The sequence below is a fragment of the Nocardiopsis baichengensis YIM 90130 genome (assembly GCF_000341205.1).
Classification (GTDB): Bacteria; Actinomycetota; Actinomycetes; order Streptosporangiales; family Streptosporangiaceae; genus Nocardiopsis_A; species Nocardiopsis_A halophila.
This window is the reverse complement of record NZ_ANAS01000025.1, coordinates 38,123-56,404: the sequence shown is the minus strand read 5'-3', so window position 1 is coordinate 56,404 and position 18,282 is coordinate 38,123. Positions and strand designations below refer to the sequence as shown.

The following is an 18,282-nucleotide window of genomic DNA, read 5'->3' as shown; positions in this document are numbered from 1 at the left end:
CCCGGCCACCCGGGCCTGCGCCGAGCGGCGACGGGTCCGGGGGCGCACCGCCGAAGAGGTCCGGCGCTGCGCCGCCGCGCTCGATGCGTGCAGGGGAGGCGACCGTCCTGCGGTACGCCTCTGTCGCCGGACGCGGGGAAGCCGGCGGGGCGCCCAGACGACTCCGTTCCGGCGCACACGGCCGGGACCGGAGGCCCGTCCGGGCGGCCGGGGCCGCCCGGACGGGGATCAGCGGCGTCTGCCGAAGCGTTCGCCGATCCGGTCAGTCGAAGGGGTTCTCGACGAGAGCGTTGGAGTGCGAGGCCGACAGGTGGGCCAGCTGCTCGGTCTCCTCGATCTCGGCGACGATCTCCTCGTTCGCGGCGAGCTCCTGGTTGTCCATGGGGGACTCCTTCCATCTCGGACGACCGCGCCGGACACGACGGCCACGCCGAACGCGTCGCGTGCACCGGACGCGCCGGACACGGGTTCGCAGGGGAGCGAACGCGGATCACCGTACTTGATAACGATTTTCATTTCCAGTACTTTTCTCGCGTGCCCCACGAACAGCTCGTCGTCGCCGATTACCGCGCCGCCCGTACCTACGCCCTCGCCGGCGGCTCCGTCCGCGAACTCGGCGGCGGCGTCCTCGCCGAACACGCCGGGTTCCTGGCGCTGCCGCCCGGCGGCGCCTCCGGCGCGCGGCACGCGCGGTGGGCCTACGCCGACGACCGCGCGGGCGCCCTGGTGGTGGGCGGGCCCGCCGGTGAGCGGCGCCACCCGATCGCCATCCCGGCCGAACACCTCGCCTGCGACCCGGCCGGCCGCCACGTCGCCGTCACCACCGGCGCCGGGGCCAACGCCGAACCGTGGAGCGACGTGGTCACCCTGGTCGACCTGGACGACGGGGAGCCCGTCCGGTTCCGCGTGCGTACCGGCGAGCCCGGCGTGATGATCGTCCCCGACCGGCGCAGCGGCGAGGCCGTCCTGCTGATCCGCCACCGGGAGCCCGGGGCGATCGAGGCGGTCCCGCTCGAGCGCGCCGCCGCGGCGGGACCGCACGTGCCCGAGGTGCGGGGCGCGACCACCCACGACATCGCCGACGACGGCCACGGGGACGTCGTCGACCAGCGCACCGGCACCGCCGCCACGGCGACCCGGCGCGGACTCGAACGCTTCGCCGTCGAGGACGGCCTGCCGCGCCCCCTGGGCGCCGTCCCCTGGCCGGTGGCCGGGCGGGCCTACTACCTGCGGTTCGATCCGGCCACGGGGTGCGCCCTCGGGGTCGTCCGTGGCCCAGGGGCGCCGGACGCATGGACCTCCTGGACCAACGCCCTGGTGGAGATCGACCTGGAAACCGGGCGGACACGGCACGCGGACCTCCCGCCGGGCCTGGCGTTCCGCTTCGCCCTCGGCGGCGGGCGGGCCGCGGTGGCGACCATCCACCCCGACGGGGACCGGCTGACCCTCATCGACCGGAGCGGGCCGCGGATGCGGCCCCTGTGGCAGACCGCGCTTCCGGCGATGTCGCACCCGCCCGCACCCGGGCGACTGCCCTGGGAGCCCGTCGGCGGCGCCCCCGCCCAGCGGCGCGCCGTGGCCCTCGACCCGTCCGGCACCACGGCCGCCGTCACACGCGGCGGGGACGGCGAGATCCACCTCGTCCGGGAGGAGGGGACCGAGACCGTCGCCCTCCCGAGCCCGCTCCACGAAGGCGGACACCTGCTCTGGCCGTCCTCCTCGCCCGACGCCGGCACCGACCCGGTCGGGCGCTGATGGCGACGAAGGCGAACGGACCGCCCCACCCGCCCTACCCGGCCTCACCGGCCGTCGACGCCGCGCTCTCCCGCTGGGAGCGGCACGCCCGCCTGGGGCTGCCCGACACCGGGTACGCGCTCGCCCGGCCCGCCGGCCGCACCCGGTACGGGATCTACCGGTTCTGTGACGGGACCGCCGTGTTCGAGCCCGACGGGCACATCCTGAAGATGGCGCCGTCCCCGGACGGGGGCCGCATCGCGGTCCAGCTCGCCGACGGAGCCGACGAGGACGCCGTGCTGGTCCTGGTCGACACCGCCACCGGTGCGTCGCACCGCCACCCGGCCGTCCGCTGCCGCTACGACGAGGTTCTGTGGCGGGAGGACTCCTCGCGCTTGGAGGTCGCCGCTGCCGGGTCGCGGCGGCTCGTCGAACTGGACGCGGAGAGCGGGAAGCGCCGGGAGTCCGACCTCCCTTCGGACATCCGCGTGCGGCTGTTCCCCGGCGGACGGCGCGGACTCGCCGCGGAGAGCCGTGCGGGCCGCCCGACCAGGCTGATCGACCGTGCCACCGGGCGCGAGCTCGGCGCCTTCCCCGGCATCGTGCGCGTCGTGGCGCCGGAGGACGCGGCCGATGAGGTCGTCGTTCAGGACGGCGGCGGCCTCCACGCCCTCGATGCGGAGAGCGGGGCCGTTCGGTGGCGCTGGTCCGACGCCGGCGTGCGCATCACCTCGTTCGCGGCGCACGGCGACCAGGTGCTGGTCGCTGGGGTGTGCGAGGGGCGCAGCGTCCTCGTCCGGCTGGACGGAGGACGACCGGCCGAGCACCGCACGGTCCATTGGGACGGTGAACCGGCGGTCGTGACGGGCGTGGCCTACGACGCCCGAGAGTTCCATGCCCTGCTGGAGGGGCCGGCACTGCCGCCGCGGCCGGTCCCCGCCGGGGACCTCCTCGGCGGCACGGAAGGCTCCGGCGCACCCGCGCCTGTTCAGCGCACCGCCGCCGCGCGCACGGAGCACGTCACCATCACCGCCGACGACCGCGCGGACATCACGGTCGTCCTCACCTCCCCGGAGGACGCCGACGGTCCGGCGCCGCTCATCCTCACCTGCTACGGAGGGTTCGGGGTGCCGAGCCTGCCGGTGTTCGAGCCCACCGTGCCCGCCTGGACCGAACAGGGCGGCCGGTACGCGGTCGCGCAGATCCGCGGGGGAGGGGAGCACGGGAGCGCCTGGCGCGAGGCGGGCCGCGGGCGCAACAAGCAGCGCGGCATCGCCGACCTCGCCGCCGCGGCGCGCGGCCTCGTCGATGCCGGTCTCACCCGCCCCGACCTGCTCGTCCTCGCGGGCGCCTCGCACGGGGGCGTGGTCGTCACCGCCTGCGCGCTCGCCGAACCCGGGCTGTGCGCCGGCGTCGTCAGCACCGCGGCGCCCCTCGACCTGCTCGACCTCGACGCCCACCCGTTGGGCCGCCGGTGGGTCGGCGAGTTCGGCGATCCCCGAACCGCCGAGGGGCGCGCGCAGCTCGAGGCGGTCTCGCCCCTGCGTCGCGCGGAGGAGCTCGCCCACGCCGCCGACCACCCCGCCTTCCTCGGGATCGTGCTCGACGAGGACTCCCGGGTCGCCGCCGACGACACGGTCCGGATGGTCGCCGCCCTGCGCCGCAAGGGCGTTTCCGCCGAGCTCTGGCGCGCCCCCGGGACCGGGCACGGCGGCAACCACCTGGACCGCCTGCACCGGTTGGGCGCGGCCGTCCTCGGCTTCGCCGAACACGCCACCAGGGCGGGCCTCCCCCGCCCGGCACCCGCGGCAAGCACCGGCCCTGCCGGCCCACCTGGAGCACACGGACCACCCGAACCATCCGGACCACCTCGCGCGGACGAGACGAAGCGGACATGACACCCACACACGACACGCCCCCTGCCCGATCGAACGGGCACGCCGGCGGGAGCACCGCCACGGCGACCCGCACACCCCCGGAACCGGACGCGGCCCCCGGGCGCGCTCGGAGGACGCCCACCCGGCGCCGCGGACGCCGCGGAGCGCTCGCGGCCCGCGTGCTCGTGCCGGCGCTCACGGCCGCGCTGCTCACCGTCCTCCTGCTGTCCGCGAGCACCGGCACCATCGCGGTCTCCACGGCCGACGCGCTGAAGATCGTCCTGGGCCACCTGCTGCCGGGCATGCCCTGGATGTCGGACGGCTCGCTCACCACGGTGCAGGACAACGCGGTCTGGCAGTTCCGGCTGCCCCGCGCCCTGCTCGCCGCGCTGGCGGGCGCCGGGCTCGCGCTCGCCGGGGCGCTGATGCAGGCGGTGGTCCACAACTCCCTCGCCGAGCCCTACATCCTCGGCGTCTCCGCCGGAGCGGGGGTCGGCGCGGTCTCCTTCATCGTGCTCGGGATCGGAGCCGGCTCCCTGGGGATCGGGGCCGCGGCCTTCGCGGGCGCGCTCGCGGCGACGGCCGCCGTGTACCTGCTCGCCCGCAAGAACGGGCGGATCGCACCTCAGCGGCTCATCCTGGCCGGGGTCGCCCTCGGCGCCCTCTTCAGCGCCGTGACCAGCTACCTCACGATCACCACCGACGCACAGAACGTCTTCAGCATCATGTTCTTCCTGCTCGGCTCCGTCTCCGCCGCCACGCCCGGGCACCTCGCGCTGCCCGCCGCCGCCCTGCTGGCCGCCGGGATCTTCACGGCGTTCCGGGCGCGGGCGCTCAACGCGCTCCTCGTCGGCGACGACGCGGCCGCCACGCTCGGCGTCAACGTGAACCGGCTGCGCAGCAGCATCCTGGTCACCGCCGCCCTGCTGACCGGGGCGGTCGTGGCGGTCTCGGGCGGCATCGGGTTCGTCGGGCTGATCATCCCCCACATCGCCCGCATCACCGTCGGGTCGGACCACCGCAGGATGCTGCCGGTGGCGGTCCTCGGCGGCGCCGTCTTCCTCGCCCTGTGCGACCTCCTGGCGCGCACGCTCGCCGCGCCCGCGGAGATCCCGCTCGGCGTGCTGACCGCGATGGTGGGGGCGCCCTTCTTCCTGTGGCTGTTGCGGCGGGACCGCGCCGAGAGCACGGGGGGCCGGCGATGAGGGTCGACATCGACGGGCTCGACGTGCACCGGGGCGGTCGGCGGGTGGTCGCCGACGTGAGCATCGCGGTGCCCTCGGGCACGGTCCTGGGGCTGCTCGGGCCCAACGGGAGCGGCAAGTCCACGCTGCTGCGCGCCGTGTCGGGCATCGCGGCCCCGTCCGCGGGACGGGTGCGCATCGACGGCACTGACACCGCCTCCTTGAGCCGCAGGGAGCTGGCCCGGCGCGTGGCGGTCATGGCCCAGGAGCACAGCGAGGAGTTCGAGATCCCCGTGCTCGACCTCGTCCTGCTCGGGCGCATTCCGCACGGCAAGGGGTTCGGCCGCGACTCCGACCACGACATCGCCGTCGCGGAGGACGCCCTCGACCGGGTGGGCGCGGGGCACCTGGCCGACCGCTCCTTCTCCGCCCTGTCGGGAGGGGAGCGCCAGCGCGTGCTGTTCGCCCGCGCGCTGACCCAGGACACACCCGTCCTCGTCCTGGACGAGCCCACCAACCACCTCGACATCGCCCACCAGCTGGAACTCGTCGACCTCGTCAGGGGCACCGGCCGCACGGCCATGGTCGCGCTGCACGACCTCAACCTGGCCGCGCGCTACTGCGACGCGGTCGGGGTGCTGGACGGCGGGCGGCTGCGCACCCTCGGGCCGCCGGAGGACGTCCTGGGCACGGACCTGATCCGCTCGGTGTTCGGGGTGGAGTCGACCGCCGTGGCCCATCCGGGGTCCGGCCGCCGGCACTTCGTCTTCGACGCCCGCACCCCCTCCGACACCCCGGACCCGAGCACCCCCGCTCCCGATACCGACCACCCGGTCCCGACCGAGGAAGGAATCTCCACCCCGTGAACAGCAATCCCCTCCGCACCCCCGCCCGCCCCCTCCGAAAGCGACCGCTGCCGCCGGCCGGCCCGCGCAGGCCCGCCTCCGTCCTCGCGGCGCTGAGCGCGATCCCCCTCGCCCTGACGGCCTGCGGCACGGGGGTCACCGGCGGTCCGGACGGTTCCTCGGCCGCCGACGGCGCGGAAGAGACCGTGAACGTCACGAACTGCGGACGGGAGCTCACCTTCGACGCCACCCCGGCGAACGTCGTCGGCATGATGCCGTCGCAGACCGAGATGCTCATCCGGCTCGGCCTCCAGGACTCCCTGGTGGGCCAGGCGCAGACCGAGGTCTCGGCGCTGCCGGACGACATCGCCGACGCGGCCGAGGACGTCCCCGAGCTCAGCACCGACGCGCCGCCGGCGCGCGAAGACCTCCTCGCCGCCGGACCCGACCTCGTGGTCTCGCCCACGGAGTACGAGTTCACCGCGGAGCAAGGGTTCGCCGGCATCGACCAGCTGAAGGAGAACGGGGCCCAGGCCTACGTCGCGACGGGAGGGTGCGCGGACCGCCGCAACACCGCCGAAGTCACCGACGTCGTGACCGACATCGAGAACCTCGGCGTGATCATGCGCGTCCCGGACGAGGCCGAGAAGCTGTCGGCGGACGCCGAGGAGCGGCTGGCGGCCGTCGAGGAGGCGATCGAGGGGGAGGAGCGCCCGACCGTCGCCCAGGTCTTCGTCGAGGGCGAGTCCCTCACGGCGATCGGCGCCGGCGTGGAGGCCGACATCATCGCCACGGCAGGGGGAGAGAACGTCTTCGACCCGGACGCCCCGGAGTTCGAGGACTTCTTCGCGGCCGAGATCAACCCTGAGGAGATCATCAGCCGCGACCCCGAGGCCATCGTCTTCGGAGTCTCGGGCCCGGACCAGGCGGAGAAGACCCGGGAGTACATCCAGAGCACGTTCCCGGACGTCGCCGCCGTAGAGAACGACACCCTCATCGCCGTCCCCCAAGCCGACCTCCACCCCGGAACCCTCGGCAACATCGACGCCGTGGAGAGGATCGCGAAGGCCCTCTACCCCGACGCGTTCTAAAAGCGCCCCGACAAGGGTGCCCGGTCGGCACGACCGGGGCCGACCGGGCACCCGCCCCCGCGACACCAACCCGCGCACCCGCCCCGCACAGGGGCGGGTGCGCTGTTCGTATCCGGCCGTAGCGGCGCCGAGCTTGCGAAAAGGACCGCAGGACGGGGACAAAGTGGCTGCCGTGCGGGAGGCGGCGGTCAGGGACGAAGAACTTTTTCGCCGGCCACCAATCCGGCCGTGCCGGGGCGCCGAACCCCTGGTGTGAAAGGCACGGGAGAAGCAGACGCAAGGCGGGGCCCTCGCTTCGCCGCGACCGGGGCAGCCACCGGGATCCTCGCGGCGGGCGCGGCCCTGGGGGCCGGGGAGCTGGCCGCCGGTGTGCTGGGGACGGCCTCCCCGGTCATCGTCGTGGGCGACGCCCTGGTGGACAACAGCCCCGCCTGGGCCAAAGAGTTCGCCATCGCGGTGTTCGGGGTCTACGACAAGATCGCGCTGCTGGCCGGGATGTACGCCGCGATCGTTCTCCTCGCGGCCGTGCTCGGTCTCCTCGCGCTGCGCCGCCCCGTCATCGGTTACATCGGACTCGCCGTCTTCGCGGTGGTCGGAGCCGTGGCCGTGGCGGCGCGCCGCGCCGATGAGCCGCTGGCTCTCGTGCCCGTCGTCGTCGGCGCGCTGGCCGGTGAGGCGGCCCTGCTGCTGCTCCTGCGCGCGGCCCGGCGTCCGGGCCCTGCCCGGCCCGAAGCGGGCGCTTCCGGTGAGCCCGGCGACGCCGACGCACAGAGCGTCTCTGCGGACGCGGCGGCCGGCGGACCGCGGAGGGGGCGGTCCGCCGGTATCCCGCAGGCCGCCTCCTCCCGGCGGAGCTTCCTCGTCGCCGGCGCCGGTGTGCTGGCGTTCGCGGGTGCGGCCGGCGGCCTCGGGCGCTACCTGGCCTCCGGCGTCGGCATCGCCGAGAAGCGGGCCGCGCTCCGGCTGCCCCCGGCGGCCGATCCGCTGCCGTCCCTGCCGCGCGGTGCCGACCTGGGCATCCGCGGGCTGCCGCCCTTCACCACCCCCAACCGGGACTTCTACCGCATCGACACCGCCCTGTCGGTCCCCCGGGTCGACCCCGACCGGTGGCTGCTGCGCATCCACGGCCTGGTCGACCGGCCCCTCGAACTCGACTACGACGCCCTGCTGCGGCGCCGCCTGGTCGAGTCCGACACCACCCTGACCTGCGTGTCCAACCAGGTCGGCGGCGACCTGGTCGGCAACACCCGCTGGCTCGGCGTGCGCCTGGACGACCTGCTGCGCGAAGCCGGGGTGCACAGCGGGGCCGACCAGATCCTGAGCACCTCCCAGGACGGCTGGACCTGCGGCACCCCGACCGAGGCGGTCCTGGACGGGCGCGACGCCCTCCTGGCGATCGCCATGGACGGCGAGCCGCTCCCCTTCGCGCACGGCTTCCCGGTGCGCATGGTGGTGCCCGGCCTCTACGGGTTCGTCAGCGCCACCAAATGGGTCACCGACATCCGCCTCACCCGCTTCTCCGACGCCCGCGCCTACTGGGCGCAGCGCGGCTGGGCGGTCAAGGCCCCGATCAAGACCATGTCCCGCATCGACGTTCCCGGGCCGCTGGCCGAGGTCGACGCCGGGCCCACCACCGTCGCCGGCGCGGCCTGGGCGCAGCGCCGCGGGATCGAGGCGGTGGAGGTGCGCGCCGACGGCGGCCCCTGGCGCGAGGCCGACCTCGCCGACGTGCCCGGGATCGACACCTGGGTGCAGTGGAGCGCGGAGTTCGACCTGGAGCCCGGGCGGCACACCTTCGAGGTCCGGGCCACCGACAACAGCGGATACACGCAGACCGAAGAACGTGCCGAGCCCATCCCCGACGGGGCCACGGGCTGGCATTCGGTGCAGATCACCACGGTGTGAGCACGGCGCGCCGCGCCGCTCGGGCCCTGGTCCGCACCCCCACCAGAGCACAACGGAACACGAGCGAAAGATCAGAAGGAAGAAGAGGATGACCATGAGCACCGACTACATCCGCAGGTTCGGGATCGCCTCCGCCGCCGCCGTGCTCGCCTTCGGGCTCGCCGCCTGCGGCGACATGTCCGGCGGCGGCGAGGAGGAGTCCGGGGGCAACGGCGGTGACGCCGGTGCCACCGAGGAGCAGACCGAGAACGGGGGGACCGACATGGCGATGGACGAGCCGTTCGGCCCGGCCTGCGCCGACGTCCCCGAGGACGGGGCCGGCAGCTTCTCCGGCATGGCCGAGGACCCCGTCGCCACCGCCGCGTCCAACAACCCGGCGCTGTCCACCCTGGTCGAGGCCGTGACCCAGGCCGAACTGGGCGACACGCTCAACGGCGCCGAGGACATCACCGTCTTCGCGCCGGCCAACGCGGCCTTCGACAAGATCCCGGAGGAGGACCTGAACGCCCTGCTGGAGGACAAGGACCAGCTCACCGACGTGCTGACCTACCACGTCGTCGAGGGCAAGCAGGCGCCCTCGGACCTGGAGGAGGGCTCCTTCACCTCGCTGCAGGGCGAGAAGGTGGAGACCTCCGGCTCCGGGGAGGAGTACACGGTCAACGGAGACGCCAACGTGGTCTGCGGAAACGTGCAGACCTCCAACGCCACGGTCTACATCATCGACGGCGTGCTGATGCCCCAGGGCTAGGCGCCGCAGGCCGAGGTGTTCAGGCGCCCGGGCGGGTCGGCGGTGGACAGGGCCCGCCCGGGTTCGGCCTTGGGACAGGAACGAGGACGATGAACGAGGACTCCGCACGGCACCTGGCCGGCGTCCCCGAAGGCGGCGCGGCGCCCCAGGAGGACCTGACCGGTCTCCTGCACCGCGTCGCCCGCGGCGACGAGCGCGCCTTCGAGCAGGTGTACGACCGCATGAGCCCGTCGGTGTACGGGCTGGTCCGGCGCATCCTGCGCGACCCCGCCCAATCGGAGGAGGTCGCCCAGGAGGTGATGGTCGAGGTGTGGCGCTCGGCTTGCCGCTACGACGAGCACCGGGGCAGCCCGCAGGCGTGGATGATGACGCTCGCCCACCGGCGCGCCGTCGACCGGGTCCGCAGCGACCAGGCCGGACGCGACCGTGAGGCGCGCGCCGCGACGGTGGGCGACGGTCCCCCGTTCGACGAGGTGGAGGAGGAGGCGACGGGCCGGCTGGAACGCGAGCGCGTCCGCCGGTGCCTGGAGACGCTGACCGAGCTGCAGCGCCAGGCGGTGCGTCTGGCCTACTACGGCGGATACACCTATCGCGAGGTGGCGAAGCTGCTGTCCTCGCCGCTCGGCACGGTCAAGACGAGGATGCGCGACGGCCTGATCCGCCTGCGCGACTGCCTGGGGGTGGAATGGTGATGCCCCGACTTCGCCAGGATCTGCACACGCTCGCCGGAGCCTACGCCCTCAACGCCCTTCCCGAGGAGGATCTGCGCCGCTTCGAGGAGCACCTCGCGCGCTGCGAGTCCTGCGTCCAGGAAGTGCGCGGGATGACGGAGACGGCGGCCCTGATGGGGCAGGCAGCCGCTCACACGCCGCCGGAGCGGATGCGCGCCCGCGTACTGGAGGAGGTCGCCCGCACCCGGCAGCTCGCCCCGGCCGAGACCCGCATGGCCTCACCGCGCTCCTGGTGGTCCCGCTGGGGCGGGGCATGGGCGCTCGCCGCATGCCTGGCCGTGGTGCTGGTGCTGGGCGGGGCCGTGGCCTGGCAGCAGAACCGGATCAACGAGCTGGAGGAGAACGAGCGGCAGATCGCCGCGGTGCTCTCGGCGCCCGACGCCGAGGTGGCCGGGGCCCAGCCGACCGAAGGGGTGGCGGTGACGGCCGTCTCCTCGCAGAGCCGCGAAGCCCTCGTCTTCAGCGCTCAAGGACTGGAACCGCTCAGCGGAGAGGACTACCAGCTCTGGCTGGCCGACCCGGACGGCTCGGTGCGCTCGGCCGGACTGCTGCAGGTCGCCGCCGACGGCGAGGTCGATCCGGTCCTGGCCGGCGGCATCGGGGACGCGGAGGGCATCGCGGTCACCGTCGAGCCCGAAGGGGGATCCGACCAGCCCACGAGCGAGCCCATGATGGAGATGCCGCTGGAGGGCTGACCCTCCCCCGCATCTCTCCCCGGTCCGGGGGCGGCGCCTGGGGAAGCCGCCCCCGGACCTTCTCGTGATCGGTGCCGCAGGGCGCCTCGAGAACGGACCAATCCACCCCGCCGTCGTGCACCGAACCCCTGACGAGGCTCCGGAGAACCCGGACGCCGACAGGACGGACAAGGGGAGCGACGACCCATGGCCCATTCGCCCGGACGGGAACCGGAGCGCCGGATCGCCGTTGTGGGAAGCGGGGTCAGCGGCCTCACCGCCGCCTACCTTCTGCAGCGCGGCGGCGCGCAGGTCACCCTCTTCGAGGCGGACGACCGCCTCGGCGGGCACGCCCACACCCACGACGTCCCCGCCCCCGAGGGCGCCCCGCTCGCCGTCGACAGCGGGTTCATCGTGCACAACCGCCGGACCTACCCGGAACTGACGGCGCTCTTCGACGAGCTGGGCGTCGCCACCCGGCCCACCGGGATGAGCCTGTCCGTCCAGTGCCGCGGCTGCGGCCTGGAGTACGCCGGCTCCCGCGGGCTGCGCGGCCTGGCGCCGGGGCCCGGCGTGCTCGCGCGCCCCCGGTACCTGCGCATGCTCACCGAGGTGCCGCGCTTCCACCGGGCCGCACGCGCCCTGCTCGACCGCGGGCCCGCCGGCGCCCCGGACGACGAACCCACCCTCGCCGGCTTCGCCCGAGGGGCGGGGCACTCGTCCTACTTCGTCGCGCACTACCTCGTCCCCCTGGTGTCGGCGGTGTGGTCCTGCCCCGCGGGCACCGCCCTGGAGTACCCCGCGCGCTACCTGTTCGCGTTCCTGGACCACCACGGCATGCTCTCCTTCGGAGGCGCGCCCCAGTGGCGGACGGTCGTCGGGGGGTCCCGGACCTACGTCGAGCGCATCGCCAAGCCGCTGGCCTCCGTGCGGACCTCCACCCCCGTGCGCGCGGTCGTGCGCACCGGCGGCGGCGTCGAGGTGCACACCGACGACGGCGACGCCGCCCGCTTCGACGGGTGCGTCGTGGCCGCCCACGCCGACCAGGCTCTTGCCCTGCTGGACCGGCCCACCCGCGAGGAGCGCGCCGTGCTGGGCGCCTTCGGGTACTCCCGCAACCGCGTGCGTCTGCACACCGACACCGCGCTCATGCCGCGCCGCAAAGGGGCTTGGGCCGCGTGGAACCACCGCCTGGAGTCCTGCCTGCCCGGCCGCTCCCCGGTGCGGGTGACCTACCACATGAACCGCCTGCAGGGGCTGGGAGCCGGGTCCGACTACCTGGTCAGCCTCAACGCCGACGGCGCGGTCGCGCCCGAGAGGGTCATCGCGGAGACGGTCTACGAGCACCCCGTGTACACCGGCGAGTCCGTGGCCGCACAGGCACGGCTCGACGGCCTCGGCGACGACCGCCTCGTCTTCGCCGGCGCCTACCACGGCTGGGGCTTCCACGAGGACGGATGCCGCTCCGGGGTGCGGGCGGCCGAACGCCTGGGGGCGCGGCGATGACCGGCCTGACCACGGCACCGGCGCTCTACGAGGCGACGGTGCGCCACACGCGCACCGAGCCCCTCCACCACGCCTTCGCCTACCGCGGCTACTACTGGCTGGTGGACCTGGACGCGCCGCCCCGCCTGCCCGCCCCGCTCCGTCCCCTGGCACGCTTCCGCGCGCAGGACCACTGCGGCGACCCCTCCGGCACCCTGCGCGGGAACGTCGACGCCTACCTGGCCGAGCACGGCATCGACCTGCAGGGCGGCCGCGTGCTGATGCTCGCCCACGCCCGCGTCCTGGGCCACGTGTTCAACCCGCTCACCGTCTACTGGTGCCACGGCGCCGACGGCGGCCCCGTGTGCGTGGTCGCCGAAGTGCACAACACCTACCGGCAGCGGCACCGCTACCTGCTCCGCACCGACCGGCAGGGCCGGGCCCGAACGGACAAGGCGTTCTACGTCTCTCCGTTCAACCCGGTCGACGGCCACTACCGGATCAGCGTTCCCGAGCCGGACCGCGCGCTCCGGCTGGCGATCAGCCTGGTCCGCGGCGGACGCACCGTCTTCGCCGCCTCCCTGCGCGGCGAGCGCCGCCCGGCGACCCCCCGCTCCGTGCTGCGCCTGGCCCTGCGCCACCCCGTGACCCCCCTCATGGGGGCCCTGCGCATCCGGGCCCAGGGCATCCGGCTCCTGCTGCGCGGGCTGCGCATCGTCCCGCGCCCCGCAGCGCACCCCCCGACCGAACCCGCGACGGAACAGACAGACCACACAGAACAGGCAGTGGAACAGCGATGAGCACCATCCGTCCTCCCCAGCAGGAGCGCTCCGAAGGGCGGCCCGATCCGGCCGTCGGCCCCGGGGCCCCGGTCGACCCGGTGCGCTGGCCGGACGTGGCCCGCGTGCCGCGCGCCCCCGTACGGGGGCGGGCCGCGCGGCTCCTGGCCGAGCACGCCTTCGCGCGGCTCCCGATCCGCGTCCGGACACCGGCCGGCCCCCTGCCCGCCGGGGGCGGGCCGGAGGCCCCGCTGCTCGACCTGCACCGGCCCGCGGACTTCTACGCCAGGCTCGGGGCCGCGGGGCTGATCGGGTTCGGTGAGTCCCGCATGGCCGGGGACTGGTCCTCACCGGAACCGGTGCGCTTGCTCACGGTCCTCGCCGAGCACTACTCCGACCTGGCCCCGCGCCCCCTGCTCCCGCTCCGCCACGCGGTGCTGCCGCGCCGGTCCGGGCGCGACGACAACACCCGGGACGGGGCACGGCGCAACATCCGGCACCACTACGACCGGTCCAACGAGCTCTTCGCGCTGTTCCTCGACGCGACCATGACCTACTCCGCCGCGCTGTTCGACGACGGTTCCGGAGCCGCCGGAGGCCGCGCCGCCCAGGCCGGCCCCGCGGAACTGGCCGAGGCCCAGCGCCGCAAGATCGACCGCCTGCTGGACCGCACCCGGGTGGGCGAGGGCACCCGCGTGCTGGAGATCGGGACCGGCTGGGGGGAACTGGCCGTGCGCGCGGCCCGGCGTGGTGCGCAGGTCACCTCGGTCACCCTGTCGGCGGAGCAGCGGGCCTGGGCGGCCCAGCGGGCCCTGCGCGCCGGGGTGGCCGACCGAACCGACATCCGGCTGTGCGACTACCGCCAGGTCACCGGCTCCTATGACGCCGTGCTGAGCGTGGAGATGATCGAGGCGGTGGGGGAGCGGTACTGGCCGGTCTACGCCACCGCCCTCGACCGGCTCACCGCCCCCGGCGGGCGGGTCGGCCTCCAGGCCATCACCATGGAGGACTCCCTGATGCGGGCCTCGCGCGGCTCCTACACCTGGATGCACAAGTACATCTTCCCCGGCGGGCTCATCCCATCGGTGCCCGCGATCGAGGAGCAGCTGCGCACCCGCACGGCGCTGCGCATCACCGACCGCCACGCCTTCGGCGGCGACTACGCCGAGACCCTGCGCATCTGGCGCGCGAGCTTCGAGGCCGCCGATGCGCAGGTGGCCGAACTCGGCTTCGACCCCGTCTTCCGCACCATGTGGTCCTTCTACCTGGCCTACTGCGAAGCGGGGTTCCGCGCCGGAATGATCGACGTCGAACAGATCACCATGGAGCGTGACTGAACATGGCCGTACCGACCGCCACCCCCGCACCGCCCGTGACCCGCATCGCCCACGGTGTCCGCCCCGACCGCCCCTTCCTCGGCCCCCGAGGGGCCGCGCACATGATCGTGTCGGCCGTGGAGGGCCTGTTCGGCGGGGAGTCTCCCGTCCGCGTCCGCGCCTGGGACGGCAGCGAGGCCGGGCCCGACGGCGCGGCCGCCCTCGTGCTGCACGACCCGGCCGCACTGCGGCGCGTCATAGCGCGGCCGGACGAGCTGGGATTCGCACGGGCCTATGTCGCCGGGGAGATCGACGCCGAGGGCGACCTCACAGATGCACTTCGCCGCGTCTTCGCTGCGCTGGCGGACCGCGGCCCGTTCCGTCCCTCGCCCCTGGCCGTCGCGCGGGCTGTGCACACGGCGGTGGTGCTGGGCGCCGTGGGGCCGGTGCCCCCACCGCCCGAGGCCGAGGCGCGGATGAGCGGGCGCCTGCACAGCCGCCGGCGCGACTCGGCGGCCATCGCCCACCACTACGACGCGGGCAACGACCTCTACCGGATGCTGCTCGATCCTTCGATGGCCTACTCCTGCGCCTACTGGACCACTGACGCCGAGGACCTCGCACAGGCGCAGCACGCCAAACTCGACCTGGTCTGCCGCAAGCTCGCGCTGCGCCCCGGGGCCCGGCTGCTCGACCTGGGCTGCGGCTGGGGCTCCCTTGCCCTGTACGCGGCCGAGCACCACGGGGCCCACGTCACCGCCCTCACCCTCTCCACCGAGCAGGCCGGCTTCGTCCGCTCCCGCGTCGCCGAACGCGGGCTGGAGGACCTGGTCGAGGTCCGGCTCGGCCACTACCGCGACCTCCGGGCCGATGACGCCGGCGCCCCCGGCGGGTTCGACGCCGTCGCCGTGGTCGAGATGGGCGAGCACGTCGGCCGCCGCGAGTACGGCCCGTTCGCCGAGCGCCTGCGGGCGCTGCTCGCCCCGGAGGGCCGACTCCTCGTCCAGCAGATGTCCCGGCGCGGGCGCCATCCCGGGGGAGGGCCGTTCATCGAGACCTACATCGCCCCCGATATGCACATGCGCCCCCTGGGGCGGACCATCGAGCACCTGGAGAGCGCGGGTCTGGAGGTGCGCGACGTGCACGCCATGCGCGAGCACTACGTGCGCACCGCCCGCGCGTGGTCGGCCGAGCTCGAACGGCGCTGGGACGAGATCACCGCCCTCATGGGCGTGGAGACGGTCCGTGTATGGCGCCTCTACCTGGCCGGCGGGGCCCTCGCCTTCGAGGAGGGGCGCATGGGCGTCGACCAGATCGTGGCCGTACGCCCAGCAGGTGCAGGCGTCCGTGCCGATGTCCGCGCCGGCACGGAGAGGGTGCGCTGACCGGTGTCCCCTCTCCTCCCCTTCTCCAACAGCGCATCGGCCGCCTTCGGCGCCAACCTGGCGATCACCGTCGCGGCGGTGGCGCTGCTCATGGGCGTGACGTTCCTGCTCGCGCGCCGCCAAGGGCGCCACGACCTGGTCGACGTGGCCTGGGGATCGGGCTTCGCCCTGGTCGCCCTGGTGTCGGCGGTGCTGTCCACGGGCCACGGCGACCCGCTCAGGACCTGGGCCGCTGCGGTCCTCACGGTGGTCTGGGGCCTGCGCCTGTCCCTGCACATCGGCCGCCGTGGCCGGGGAGCCGCAGAGGACCCCCGCTACACCGACCTGCTCTCCGGCGACCAGGGAGGACGCGACGCCCGCGCACTGCGCATGGTGTACCTGCCTCAGGGGGCGCTGGTCTGGGCGATCTCCCTCCCGGTCCAGGCCGCCGCCTACACGCCCGGCCCCGCCGGAGGACTGCTCTTCGCGGGGGTCGCCGTGTGGCTGACCGGGTTCCTGTTCGAGGCGATCGGCGACGCCCAGCTGTCACGCTTCAAGGCCGACCCCGCCAACCGGGGCCGCATCATGGACCGCGGCCTCTGGTCCTGGACGCGTCACCCCAACTACTTCGGAGACGCGTGCGTGTGGTGGGGCCTTTACCTCATCGCCGCCGACACCTGGCAGGGGGCGCTCACCCTGCCGGCGCCGGTGGCGATGACCCTTCTGCTGACCGTGGGATCCGGAAAGCGCCTCCTGGAGAACCGCATGAGCACCCGCCCAGACTGGGACGCCTACGCCCGCCGCACGAGCGGCTTCCTGCCCCTGCCGCCCCGACGCTGAACCGTCAGGAGTCGAAGCACGGGGAACGCGCACCCGGGCATCCGGCCCGCCAGAGCAGGTGACGCCGGCGGCGGTGAGTCCGACGGCGTCGGCGGTGCCGACCGGGAGGGGCCGCCCGGCGCCGAGGCATCCGCACGGTGCGCGTCCGCGGCGCCGTCCCGTGCCGCCACAGACGGCCGGGGCCGGATCGTCGTACCGCCCCGCCGGTCACCCATCCGTCGGGAGCCGGCGGGGCGGTATGCCCGTCATCGGGTCATCTGCGTCGATCGCCCCGCCTCAGGCGAGCGCACCGCAGGCGGCCGGATGGGTGGCCTCCATGGGCAGGTTCGGGTCCAGCTCGCTGGCGCCCAGGGCGTCCCCATAGGTGCCGTCGTCGTCGTAGTCGATCCCGTGGACCACGACCACGGCATTGCCCTCCCGGACGGCGTCCGCCGCGGCCTGGGACAGTTCGAAGGTGCGGTCGTAGTCGACCATGCCGTCCGGGGCGGTCGGGAACCTGTCGACCGCCAGGGTGCTGTCGGCCGAGGTGTCGCCCTCGGTCGTCAGGGAGGTCTCCACACCACCGTAGGCGTCCAGGCCGTCCAGAGTGCTCAGGGCGGGCATGCCGTTGTGCTCTCCCGCCTCGTAGTCGGTGGGGCACTCCCCGCGGCCTCCGATGTGGATGTGCTGGGCGTGCGGGTGGTCCGCCAGGAGGCCGTCCACAGTGATGCGGACGTGGGCCTCGTTTCCGTCCAGCAAGACGGTGGCGGTGCCCGCGGCCTGCGACCGGTTGACGGTGATGGGCCGGAGGTCGGCGGTGTACTCCTCGACCCCCGGGTAGCCGGGGACGTCGGCGGCGTGGGCACTCACAGCGCTCAGCGGGGTGAGGGCGAAGGCCGTCAGGGCGGCACAGGCGAAGCCACTGCGGATCTGCATGGGTACTTCCTCCGAAGGATGCGGGCAGGGCCGATCATGTGATTACCAATTGTAATCACTTTGAAACCCTGTGTGGTCACCCGGGGGTGGCCGTTCGGCTGCCGGGTGTCCGCCCGCTCCGCCTTCGAACCGCCGTTCGCCGGGCGCGTCTCCCGTGGCATCCGAGGCGCCCCCTGCTCCGGGGTGATGTCGGCGCTGAGTCGCCCGAGCCGGTCATGGGGCTGGTGCACAGGTCTTCGTTGTTCCTGTGCGGGCAGCCCCCGGTTCCAGCGTCTCCGCCGAGGCGCACCGCATTGCTCGGGCCGTGCGGCGTGCGGCGCCGGACCAGAAGGGCGGGGCGGACGTGGGCCGACAGGTCCCCGAACCTCGGGCCGGTACTGCAGGCGCCGCAACGATCGTCGAGCCACCCGTGTCGGACGGCCGGTGCCGGTCACGGCCAGGGTCGCCGACCCGCCGAGTTCGGGCCCCTGTGCTCCGTGTGCGGACCGACCGGCTTCGTCGTGGCGGTGGCCGAAGGCGGGCGCCCCCCCCGCACAAGGGGACGGGCGCTCGGCGGCTCCCCGCCGGTCGTCGGGTGCTGCTGCTCCTGATGGGCGCGGTCTCTGGGCCGAGTCGGCCTTCCTCCTGTTCGGGCCGCCTCTGCGAGTGATTTCGAAGATCGGCGAAACGTGGGGGCGCGCCGGTGTTCTCCTGTGATGCTTCCTGCTGTGCGCAACCGGGGCACCGACCCGTCCCGGAAGCGCCGAACGGTTCGACGGGGGAAGCGGGGGCGCCGGGTCGGAGACGGAGACCGG

Annotated in this window: 16 protein-coding genes; 14 read left to right on the top strand and 2 right to left on the bottom strand. The window is 74.4% G+C overall.

The features are described from left to right. Positions 1-262: 262 nt before the first annotated feature. A complete protein-coding gene (amiA, locus tag C892_RS32655) occupies positions 263-382 on the bottom strand; it encodes a streptamidine family RiPP (RefSeq protein ID WP_017539016.1) in 120 nt (39 codons plus the stop codon). Positions 383-534: 152 nt separating this feature from the next. On the opposite strand from amiA, the gene C892_RS0120165 reads away from it, so the two are divergent. From C892_RS0120165 to C892_RS0120100, 14 genes are all read left to right on the top strand, one after another. Next, positions 535-1,755 (top strand): hypothetical protein, encoded by a 1,221-nt coding sequence (locus C892_RS0120165; RefSeq protein WP_017558651.1) that lies wholly within the window; start codon positions 535-537, stop codon positions 1,753-1,755. Continuing rightward, a complete protein-coding gene (locus C892_RS0120160) occupies positions 1,755-3,632 on the top strand; it encodes a prolyl oligopeptidase family serine peptidase (RefSeq protein ID WP_017558650.1) in 1,878 nt (625 codons plus the stop codon). The genes C892_RS0120165 and C892_RS0120160 overlap by 1 nt, the downstream gene beginning before the upstream one ends. Positions 3,633-3,790: 158 nt before the next feature. Next, on the top strand, positions 3,791-4,816 hold the full coding sequence (locus C892_RS0120155; RefSeq protein WP_017558649.1) for a FecCD family ABC transporter permease: 1,026 nt from the start codon (positions 3,791-3,793) through the stop codon (positions 4,814-4,816). Beyond that, complete coding sequence (locus C892_RS0120150; protein ID WP_017558648.1) at positions 4,813-5,661, top strand: ABC transporter ATP-binding protein; 849 nt, start codon at positions 4,813-4,815, stop codon at positions 5,659-5,661. Before C892_RS0120155 ends, C892_RS0120150 begins: the two co-directional genes overlap by 4 nt. Then, positions 5,658-6,731 (top strand): ABC transporter substrate-binding protein, encoded by a 1,074-nt coding sequence (locus C892_RS0120145; RefSeq protein ID WP_017558647.1) that lies wholly within the window; start codon positions 5,658-5,660, stop codon positions 6,729-6,731. Before C892_RS0120150 ends, C892_RS0120145 begins: the two co-directional genes overlap by 4 nt. A 369-nt stretch (positions 6,732-7,100) precedes the next feature. Further along, the gene (locus C892_RS0120140; protein ID WP_017558646.1) at positions 7,101-8,636 is read left to right on the top strand and encodes a molybdopterin-dependent oxidoreductase; all 1,536 of its coding nucleotides are present in this window, start codon (positions 7,101-7,103) and stop codon (positions 8,634-8,636) included. Between the two features lie 88 nt (positions 8,637-8,724). Continuing rightward, entirely contained in the window at positions 8,725-9,384 is a 660-nt protein-coding gene (locus C892_RS0120135; RefSeq protein WP_017558645.1) for a fasciclin domain-containing protein, read from the top strand. An 89-nt stretch (positions 9,385-9,473) separates the two neighbouring features. Then, positions 9,474-10,076, top strand: a complete 603-nt coding sequence (locus C892_RS0120130) for a sigma-70 family RNA polymerase sigma factor (protein WP_017539025.1) — start codon at positions 9,474-9,476, stop codon at positions 10,074-10,076. Continuing rightward, complete coding sequence (locus C892_RS0120125; RefSeq protein WP_017558644.1) at positions 10,076-10,810, top strand: anti-sigma factor; 735 nt, start codon at positions 10,076-10,078, stop codon at positions 10,808-10,810. The genes C892_RS0120130 and C892_RS0120125 overlap by 1 nt, the downstream gene beginning before the upstream one ends. A gap of 186 nt (positions 10,811-10,996) precedes the next feature. Beyond that, positions 10,997-12,295, top strand: a complete 1,299-nt coding sequence (locus C892_RS0120120; RefSeq protein ID WP_040685524.1) for an NAD(P)/FAD-dependent oxidoreductase — start codon at positions 10,997-10,999, stop codon at positions 12,293-12,295. Continuing rightward, on the top strand, positions 12,292-13,074 hold the full coding sequence (locus C892_RS0120115; protein WP_017558642.1) for a DUF1365 domain-containing protein: 783 nt from the start codon (positions 12,292-12,294) through the stop codon (positions 13,072-13,074). The genes C892_RS0120120 and C892_RS0120115 overlap by 4 nt, the downstream gene beginning before the upstream one ends. Continuing rightward, a complete protein-coding gene (locus C892_RS0120110; RefSeq protein ID WP_017558641.1) occupies positions 13,071-14,390 on the top strand; it encodes an SAM-dependent methyltransferase in 1,320 nt (439 codons plus the stop codon). The genes C892_RS0120115 and C892_RS0120110 overlap by 4 nt, the downstream gene beginning before the upstream one ends. 2 nt (positions 14,391-14,392) lie before the next feature. Continuing rightward, positions 14,393-15,754: a class I SAM-dependent methyltransferase gene (locus C892_RS0120105; protein ID WP_017558640.1), complete on the top strand. Its 1,362-nt coding sequence runs from the start codon at positions 14,393-14,395 to the stop codon at positions 15,752-15,754. A 3-nt stretch (positions 15,755-15,757) separates the two neighbouring features. Next, positions 15,758-16,573, top strand: a complete 816-nt coding sequence (locus C892_RS0120100; protein WP_017558639.1) for a DUF1295 domain-containing protein — start codon at positions 15,758-15,760, stop codon at positions 16,571-16,573. Positions 16,574-16,849: 276 nt separating this feature from the next. Here the strand turns inward: C892_RS0120100 and C892_RS0120095 are convergent, their stop codons facing one another. Further along, positions 16,850-17,488, bottom strand: coding sequence for a CHRD domain-containing protein (locus C892_RS0120095; RefSeq protein WP_017558638.1), 639 nt, complete (start codon positions 17,486-17,488; stop codon positions 16,850-16,852). Positions 17,489-18,282 lie beyond the last annotated feature (794 nt).